Source organism: Amycolatopsis sp. NPDC059021 (assembly GCF_042739895.1).
Classification (GTDB): Bacteria; Actinomycetota; Actinomycetes; order Mycobacteriales; family Pseudonocardiaceae; genus Amycolatopsis.
Map to the genome: position 1 here is coordinate 1 of NZ_JBHYIQ010000009.1, position 8,389 is coordinate 8,389.

Annotated in this window: 7 protein-coding genes; 3 read left to right on the forward strand and 4 right to left on the reverse strand. The window is 70.3% G+C overall.

Going from position 1 to position 8,389, the window contains the following annotated elements; genetic code table 11:
* Positions 1-296: 296 nt before the first annotated feature.
* Positions 297-1,355 carry an acyltransferase family protein gene (locus tag ACFWX1_RS07370; RefSeq protein ID WP_378384810.1) on the reverse strand — a complete coding sequence of 353 codons (1,059 nt, stop codon included), beginning with the start codon at positions 1,353-1,355 and terminating at the stop codon, positions 297-299.
* A gap of 66 nt (positions 1,356-1,421) precedes the next feature.
* Between ACFWX1_RS07370 and ACFWX1_RS07375 the strand changes: the two genes are divergently transcribed.
* On the forward strand, positions 1,422-2,150 hold the full coding sequence (locus ACFWX1_RS07375; RefSeq protein ID WP_378384812.1) for a CPBP family intramembrane glutamic endopeptidase: 729 nt from the start codon (positions 1,422-1,424) through the stop codon (positions 2,148-2,150).
* A gap of 19 nt (positions 2,151-2,169) precedes the next feature.
* On the opposite strand, the gene ACFWX1_RS07380 is transcribed toward ACFWX1_RS07375, so the two are convergent.
* The 3 genes from ACFWX1_RS07380 to ACFWX1_RS07390 all read right to left on the reverse strand — a co-directional run bounded on the left by ACFWX1_RS07380 (position 2,170) and on the right by ACFWX1_RS07390 (position 5,735).
* Positions 2,170-3,084 (reverse strand): universal stress protein, encoded by a 915-nt coding sequence (locus ACFWX1_RS07380; protein WP_378384814.1) that lies wholly within the window; start codon positions 3,082-3,084, stop codon positions 2,170-2,172.
* 315 nt (positions 3,085-3,399) lie between these two features.
* Complete coding sequence (locus ACFWX1_RS07385; RefSeq protein ID WP_378384816.1) at positions 3,400-4,266, reverse strand: SAM-dependent methyltransferase; 867 nt, start codon at positions 4,264-4,266, stop codon at positions 3,400-3,402.
* Between the two features lie 86 nt (positions 4,267-4,352).
* Positions 4,353-5,735: an amino acid permease gene (locus ACFWX1_RS07390; protein WP_378384818.1), complete on the reverse strand. Its 1,383-nt coding sequence runs from the start codon at positions 5,733-5,735 to the stop codon at positions 4,353-4,355.
* Between the two features lie 392 nt (positions 5,736-6,127).
* On the opposite strand from ACFWX1_RS07390, the gene ACFWX1_RS07395 reads away from it, so the two are divergent.
* Positions 6,128-6,574, forward strand: coding sequence for a CBS domain-containing protein (locus ACFWX1_RS07395; RefSeq protein WP_378384820.1), 447 nt, complete (start codon positions 6,128-6,130; stop codon positions 6,572-6,574).
* A 28-nt stretch (positions 6,575-6,602) separates the two neighbouring features.
* Positions 6,603-7,892 (forward strand): SLC13 family permease, encoded by a 1,290-nt coding sequence (locus tag ACFWX1_RS07400; protein ID WP_378384822.1) that lies wholly within the window; start codon positions 6,603-6,605, stop codon positions 7,890-7,892.
* Positions 7,893-8,389: the final 497 nt, after the last annotated feature.

The following is an 8,389-nucleotide window of genomic DNA, read 5'->3' on the forward strand; positions in this document are numbered from 1 at the left end:
CCGCGCGCGCGCGGGGGGGGCTCTCGCCCCCCCCCCCGCCCGGCCCCTCGACGCGGTCGGGTGGGCAGCACCGTTCCGCTCGGCGTGCCCGCAGGAGGGCCCGCCCGCCCGCACCCCACCGCCGTCATCGGGCCTGTCCCTGTCCCGCAACTACCTGAGCTGGGACACCGACAACAACCGCAACGACTTCAACCCGACACCACGTACTCCGGGAGCCCAGTGGCCGGAACCCCCTGGTGCGCCCTGAATTCGGACTTCGCCGCTGATCGCCGGTCACGCTCACAACGCTCCCCGGTTCACGTCGCGTGGTGGCTCCCCTGCCTGCCGAACAGGACGATCAGCGGCACGGTGCACAGCAGCGGCCCGAGTATCGCGAGCGGCCGCTGTGCCCACCAGATCAGGTCCGGCGCGCGATCGTCGACGATGCGGTGGTCCAGAACGAAGTAGACGAACCCGCGTGCCAGCGCCATCCCCGTGGTGTGGAACAGGAAAAGCGGCAGTGCGAACCGCGACAACAGCTCGGTGAACCGGTGCGGCCGCGGGCGGGCGAACCAGCGTCGCAGCACCGGATGGATCAGCTCGGCTACCCCGATCTGGAACACCAGCAGGGCCACGATGACGAAGGTCGGCGGCCCCATGTTGGAGAGGCGGTCCCCCGGCACGCCGACCATCGAACCGGGATACAGCCCGGAGAACACCAGCCCCGCCAGCCCGAACAGGCCCGCCCACAACAACGCGAGACTCCGCGCGCGAGGCGCGTCCGTCAACCGCCGGAAGAAGAACCCGGCCTGATGAGCCAGCGCCCAGACGACGAGCATGTTGATCCAGCCCGCCCACCCAACGCCATAGCGGAACCTGAGCACGTCGACGAGCATCGCCAGGCCGCCGAGCCACACCAGCACCAGGACGTCGAACCGGCGGTGCAGCCACAGCCACACCGGCAGCAACGCGAGCAGCACCACGTACACGAGGAGAAACCACAGCGGGCTGAGCACCAGCAGCACGGCGCTCCGCATCCAGTGCAACCCGAACACCGTTCCCAGCACAGTGCCCAGCATCGCCCAGGTCGCCACCAGCGCCGCCGCGGGCACCACAAGGTGCCGGACGTGGCTCCACACGTACCTGGCGAGCCGCTCACCGCGAGCGCGAGCGTGTTCCCAGGAGACTAGGTGCACGTAGCCGCCGACGTAGAAGAACACCGGCATCACCTGCAGCACCCAGGTGAGGATCCACAGCCCGGACAGGAAACCCAGCGGGCTGGTCGGGCTCGGCCCGTCCGGCGACCAGCGCAGGATCGTGAACGCCCAGTGCCAGACCACCACCACGACCAGGCTGGCCCCGCGCAGCCAGTCCACAAAGAGGTCACGCTCCGATGCGCTCGTGGCGCCGTCCCGGTGTCCGGGCGCACACTGGGAAGCAGGATGAACACTCTTGCCGCGCCCCCGCTTTCCCGCCAACGCCGGGTGGTCGCCGTCGTGGCGGCGGTTCTGCTGCTCGCGGCCGCCACCACGCTCGCCAACCGGGTCCTCCCCGGCTGGGCGTATCCGGTGTGCGGCGCGGTCACCGCGTGCCTGCTCGTCGGGCTCGCCCTCTTCGCCGGATTCCGGCCCGCCACGATCGGGCTCGGACGACGTCACCTCGGCCGCGCAGCGGTGGTCGGCCTGATCGGTGCCGCGCTGATCGCGCTGGGATTCGGGATCGCGCTCGCCGTCCCCGCGCTGCGGCCGTTGTTCCACGACGGCCGGGTGGGTTCGCCCAGCGCCGCCCAACTGCTGTGGCTGGCGCTGGTCCGTATCCCGCTCGGGACCGTGCTGGTGGAAGAAGTCGCCTTCCGCGGCGTGCTGCCCGCGCTGCTCGGCGCCGGGGACCGCTGGCGCTGGCTGCCCGTGCTGGGCGCGGCTGTCCTTTTCGGACTGTGGCATCTGCTGCCCTCGCTGGCGCTCGTGCGCAACTCCGCCGTGCACGCGACCGTCGGCGGGCTCCCGCTCGGCGTCGTTTCGGCACTCGCGATGCTGGCCGCGGCCGGTGCCGGGGTGTTCCTGTACTGGTGGCGCCACACCGGCCGGGGACTGCTCGCCCCGGTGCTGGTGCACCTGACCACCAACTCCGGCGGGCTGGTGCTCGCGTCCTGGGTGCTCACCCATCCCTAGCCTCCCGGCGATCGCCGCTTCAATCGTGGCCGTCGGGCGATGCACTGTCCCGGACGACGGCGACCGGGCAGAGCGCGCGGGACAGCACGTCCTGGCTGGTCGAGCCGAACAGCAGCCCGGTGAAACCGCTCCAGCCCCGGCTGCCGACGACAAGCAGCTGCGCGCGGTCGGCGAAGTCGAGCAACCGGGACGCGGGACGGCCACGCACCACGACCCGTTCCACCGCGACGTCGGGGTACTTCCCCGTCCAGTCCGCGAGCCGCCCGCCCAGCAGGTCGCGCTCGTGCTCGTCGACGGCCGCGTGGTCGAGGCGCTCGTGGCTTTCCTCGAACAGTGAGGCCAGCAGCCGATCATCCCAGCTGTGCACCACTACCAGCCCCGTCTTCCGCGATGCGGCCTCCTCGAAGGCGAACGCGAGCGCCGCCTCGCTCGCCGGCGTCCCGGCGACACCCACCACGACCGGCCCGCTCTCCGGCGGTTCCTCTTCGGCGACGTGCGGCCGTACGAGCACCACAGGGCACGAAGCGTGCGCAGCGAGGTCGACCGTGACCGAACCCGCCGCCAGCCGACCGAGCGTCCCGATCGTCTCGGTGCCGAGTACCAGAAGACCCGCCGCTTCGGACTCCGCACGCAAGCGCCCGGTCACCGTTCCCCGCAGCAGCTGCTCGCTCTGTGCCACCGTCGGTTCCGCCTGCCGGGCGAGTTCCCCGGCCTGTGCCAGCATCCGGCGGCCGCGCATCCCGGCGATGCGGACGATTTCGTCGTAACGCGGCACGAACCGGACTGCGGCGAGCGGCGCCTCGTCGACAACGTGCACGAGACGCAGAGCCGCATACCGGCGATGTGCCTCGGCCGCGGCCCACCGCACCGCCCGCAGCGCCGAAGCCGAGCCGTCCACGCCGACCACCACCGGTTCCCTGATGTTCCCGGCCATCGACGATCACTCTCCTTTCGTTTCGAGTCCGCCGCGCATCGCCCGGTAGCCAGCTTCGCCGCTCGCGTGCCCGCGACGCAGAGGCGAACGGCCCTGCTGGTCGAGCCCACCGGCCCTACGCGTGCGCGCTCCGCCCTTCGTACCGTCGAAAGCCACCGGTCCCGCGCCCGTCTGGAGGACGCCGATGCGTGAGGCTTACCGAGAAGAACTGGGCTTGTTCGTCGAACGGCTCGCCGAGCTCACGCTCCTGGCCGAACACGCGGTCGAGCGCGCCAGCACGGAGGCGGTAACTCCGGGGCGGTGTCCGTGCTGTGGTCAGCGTGTTGCGTGGACGGAGTGTTCGATGTCCGAGACGGGCATGGCGCGTGCGCTCGGTTCGAGGTAGCGGCTGCGGAATTCCTGTGGTCCGGCTTGTTCGCGTTCGTGCCAGCCGTATTCGGCGAGGAAGGCGGCGACGTGGCCGGGTGTCATGCCGAAGCGCCAGAGTTGTCGTTTCACCACGAACTCCGCGTATGCGGCCTCGGCGCCGTAGCGGGTAGTGCCGTCGAGGAAGTCTTGGCGGACGTAGGTGAACACCAGCTGACTGCCGGTGGGTGCGGTGGCGAGGACGTCGAAGGTGCGGCGGACACCGTCCTCGGTGAGGTACTGGGTGACCGCCTCCCAGACGAAGAAGGTCCTTCGCTGGGCGGTGTAGCCGTGCAGCGCGAGGGTGTCGGCGAGGTTCTGGGTTTCGAAGTCGATCGGCACCAGCGTCACGTTGCCGGGAATGTGGCCGAGCGCTTGGATGAGGGCGGCGCGTTTGCGGTCGATATTGGCGGGCAGGTCGACCTCGTAGACCGGGATTGCCGCGAGGGCGGGAAGGCGGTAGGCGCGAGTGTCGAAACCCGCGCCGAGGATGACCACCGCCTCGATCCCGCCGTCGTCGAGGGCGGCGATGAGGATGTCGTCGATGTAGCGTTTGCGGCACAGCATGCTCGCCCACAGGCCAGGGATCTTCTTCTCCGTCGCGGCGATCATCGCCCGCCGGATCGGCCGGTACCTCGTCAGCGCGACGGCGAGCCGCCCGCCGGCGGGCAGGAGGCGACGCGCCCATGGGTCGTCGATCAAGGGGTGGGTTTCGTGCTGGTCCGCGGCGACGATGACCATCGGCCCGAACGCCGTCCGGTCGGCTCCTGTGCTCACGATGCGCTCCTTCGCATGGACACTTACGTCCTTTGTGGACGAACGCCGACCAGGCTTCCCGGCACACCACCGCCCACGATACGCGTTCAGTCGTCGTGTTCGGCTTCGGCGGCAACGTTGCGGATGCCGCGGGGACGGCCGGAGCGCACCCACAGCCAGTAGAGCCCCGCGGCGATGAGCAGCGCGGCGGCGATGGAGATGATCGGGTCGCCGCGGGTGAGGTTGACCGCGAGGGTGAACCCGACCGCGAGCGCGCCGACGACATTGATGGCCAGGAACCCGGTGCGGCGTTCCCGCCAGGAGAATCGGGTCATGGCCACGAGCCCGGCGAGGAAGCTGACGAACACCGAGGCGGCGTAGAACAGCACCAGTTCCTGGTCGCGTCCGCCCGCCGCGGCGGTGACGAGCGCGGCCGCGGCGAGGAAGACCACCACGCCCCAGTAGGGCGTGTGATGGCTGTTGGTGCGGCCGAGCCAGAACGGCAGGATCCCGGTCGTGGTCCCGTCCGGATGCCGCTGGCGAGCCAGTGCCTTGAACAGGCCGGGTCCGGCCTGGAACGACGAACTGGCCGCCGACAGCAGCAACAGGGCGGTGGTGAGCTGGAACGCGGCGAACACCGGCGTCGAGGTGGCGGCGCGGGCGAGTTCGGCGATCTGAGTGGTATCGGCGTGCGGGACGCCGATACCGAGCCGCACGGCCTGGGCGGTCAGGCCGAGGGTGAGGGTGCCGACCACGCCGAGGGTCAGCCAGAGCGTCACCCGCCCGAACCGGCGACGCCCCAGGTCGTCGAGCTGACCGAGCTGGGCGATCGCCGAGGACGGCGCCTCGATCCCGGTGGCCAGCGCCATCGCGACCGGGAACGCCAGCGCCACGGCGAGCACCGGGGCGTGCCCGGGATCGGCCGCGGTGGTTGTGCCGCTCGGCTGCGGGGCGACGAAGAACGCGGACACCAGCACCGCGACGGTGAGCACGATGAACGCCACCGTCATCGCGGCGAACACCGTCCGGCCCAGATGCCCGAACCAGGTCCCGCCCGCCACCGCCGCGACGAGCAGGACGGCGACCAGGACCCGCCAGGGCGCCAACGCCGGGAAGAACGCGATGACCGCGGACGCGCCGGCCGCCGAGCTGATCGCGATGGTGAGGACGAAGTCGACGATGAGCGCGCCGATCGGCAGGAACGCCGCGGCCTCCCCGAAGGCTTCCCCGGTCGCCGCGGCCGCGCCGCCGCCCTGCGGGTAGCGGGCCACCAGCTGGTGGTAGTTGACGATGACCAGCACCACAATCCCCACCACCAACGCCATCGTCGGCAGCAGCAGAGCGAGGTCGCCGCGCAGGGCGCGCAGCGCCGCCTCGATCGCGTAGGCGACCGAGGACACCGGGTCGGCCATCACGGCGAAGGCGAACGCGAACAGCAGCACCGGGCGGCTGTGCATGAGAGTGGTCGGGCGTCGGGATCGGGTCATCATCTGCTCGCCTGGGGCCACCGGCAGGCACCTCTCTACGACGTCGGCCGTCAAGTCCCGAGACGGCGTTCTTGACGCGGTGTTAGCGCGTAAACGCCCGACACTGTGACATTCCCGGCACGCCGCAGGGTTTGCCCCCGATCGTTTTTTGCGGCATCTTTACGCGCGGAGCGCCGGGAAGTCTGGTCGGCACTCCACCTCGGCCCGGGGTGGAGTAGACGGAGTGAGGACTTCCATGACGCTGCTCTGCGCGAAAACCCCACGCCGCCGGGCACCCGGCCGGGCCGGTCCACCGACGACGCCCGGCGTCGTGCTTCTCTCGCGAACGTCAACAACCCGAGAGAACTGTGGCGTGACCCTCGGCACACCGGCCGGTTCGGTCGTACCCTGGCCGGGTGCACGCCGAACAGATGGCCGAGGAATTCCCGGTCGTGGCCTTGGATTCCGACGCGCTGGACGCGGCGCGCCTGCTGGCCACCAACCGGCTCCCGGGCATTGTGGTGACCAAGCCGGACGGCTGCCCGCACGCGGTACTGCCCGCCTCCCAGGTGGTGCGGTTCCTGGTGCCCTCCTACGTCCGCGACGACCCGTCGCTGGCCGGGGTGCTCGACGAGTCGATGGCCGACCGGATCGCAGACAAGCTCAGTGGCAAGACGGTGCGGTCGTTGCTGCCGGACGAACCCACGGAGCTGCCGAAGGTCACCGCCGACGACACCATCGTCGAAGTGGCCGCGGTAATGGCCCGGCTGCGCTGCCCGCTCGTGGCCGTGATGGACGGCGCGACCATCCGCGGCGTCATCACCGCCTCCCGGCTGCTGGAACTGGCGCTCGCCCGGCGCTGACCCGCCCGCGCGCGCCGGGAGCAACGGCATGAGCGCGGTGGCGATCGTCGTGTTCGCGGTGGCCTACGTGTTCATCGCGACCGAGAAACTCCCCAAAATGGTCGTCGCCCTGGCAGGCGCCGCGATCGTGCTCGCCGCCGGGGTGGTCGGATCCGAGGACGCGTTCTACTCCCGCGACACCGGCGTCGACTGGGACGTGGTCTTCCTCCTGCTCGGCATGATGATCATCGTCAGCGTGCTGCGCCGCACCGGCATGTTCGAGTACCTGGCGATCTGGGCGGCCAAACGCGCCAAAGGCTCCCCGCTGCGAATCATGATCCTGCTGGTGCTCATCACCGCGGTCGCCTCGGCATTCCTCGACAACGTCACCACCGTACTGCTGATCGCACCCGTGACGCTGCTGGTGTGCGACCGCCTGGACATCAAGCCGATCCCGTTCCTCATCGCCGAGGTGCTGGCCTCCAACATCGGCGGCGCCGCCACCTTGATCGGGGATCCGCCGAACATCGTTATCGGCAGCCGCGCCGGCCTGTCGTTCAACGACTTCCTGCTCAACATGGCCCCCATCGTGGTGCTCGAACTGGCCGTCTTCACCCTGGTGCTGCCCTGGCTGTTCCGCGGTTCGTTCACCGTCGACCCGCGCCGGGTCGCCGACGTGATGGCGCTCAACGAGCGCGAAGCCATTCAGGACCACCGGCTGCTGATCAAAGCCGGCGCCGTGCTCGCGGCGGTGCTGGTCGCCTTCGCCGGGCACTCGCTGCTGCACATCGAGCCCTCGGTCGTGGCGTTGCTCGGCGCCGGGGTGCTGGTGCTGATCTCCCGGACGAAACCCGAGCAGTACCTGGCCGGGGTGGAATGGGAGACGCTGCTGTTCTTCGCCGGGCTGTTCGTCATGATCGGCGCGCTGGTCAAGACCGGCGTCATCGGCGACCTCGCGAAACTGGCCGCCGACGCCACCGGCGGCAACGCCCTGCTCGCCGTGATGCTCATCCTCGGCGTGTCCGCGCTGCTGTCCGGCGTCATCGACAACATCCCTTATGTGGCGACGATGAGCCCGCTCGTCTTGGCTCTCACCAACGACATCCCCGATCCCGCGCACTCAGAGGCGTTGTGGTGGTCGCTCGCGCTCGGCGCGGACTTCGGCGGCAACATGACCGCCGTCGGCGCCAGCGCCAACGTCGTCATGCTCGGTATCGCCGCCCGCTCCGGCACCCCGATCTCCTTCTGGGAATTCACCCGGAAGGGTGCGATCGTCACCGTCATGACCGTGCTGGTCGCCGCCCCGTACCTGTGGCTGCGCTACTTCGTGCTCGCCTAAGCAGGTGCATCATGGACAAGACCGAGCAGGCCGTACGAAGGGGTAGGGGCCATGGCACAACTGGAGCTACCGCTCGCCATCATCGCCGTGTTCACCCTCGCCGTCGTGCTCCTGCGGCTCGTACACACCCGTCGACGGCCCTAGCCATCGGTTTGCCAATCGGCAAAGAACTTTGCCCTCCGGCCGGACGGTGGCGCACAGTGGTCGCGGCGCGAGACGAACCGATCGGGAGGAAGCCGGTGGCTGAGCGGATCGAGGCACACCCGGAGACACACGACTTCGACAGGCCCTACTGGGAGCAGCACTGGCGGCGAGCACAGGGTCATGCGACGGGCCCCAATCCGCACGTGGCCCGGGAGACCAGCGGGCTGACACCGGGCACCGCGCTGGATGCCGGATGCGGTCGCGGGGGGGGGGGGGGGGGGGGGCCCCCCCCCCCGGGGGGGGGCCCCCCGCCCCCGGGCCGGGGGGTGTAAACAAAAAACAGACCCCGCGAA

Excerpts from the sequence above, each read along its gene's own strand:
- ACFWX1_RS07375 (WP_378384812.1), top strand. The coding sequence starts at position 1,422 with ATGAACACTCTTGCCGCGCCCCCGCTTTCCCGCCAACGCCGGGTGGTC.
- ACFWX1_RS07380 (WP_378384814.1), bottom strand. The coding sequence starts at position 3,084 with ATGGCCGGGAACATCAGGGAACCGGTGGTGGTCGGCGTGGACGGCTCG.
- ACFWX1_RS07390 (WP_378384818.1), bottom strand. The coding sequence starts at position 5,735 with ATGATGACCCGATCCCGACGCCCGACCACTCTCATGCACAGCCGCCCG.
- ACFWX1_RS07400 (WP_378384822.1), top strand. The coding sequence starts at position 6,603 with ATGAGCGCGGTGGCGATCGTCGTGTTCGCGGTGGCCTACGTGTTCATC.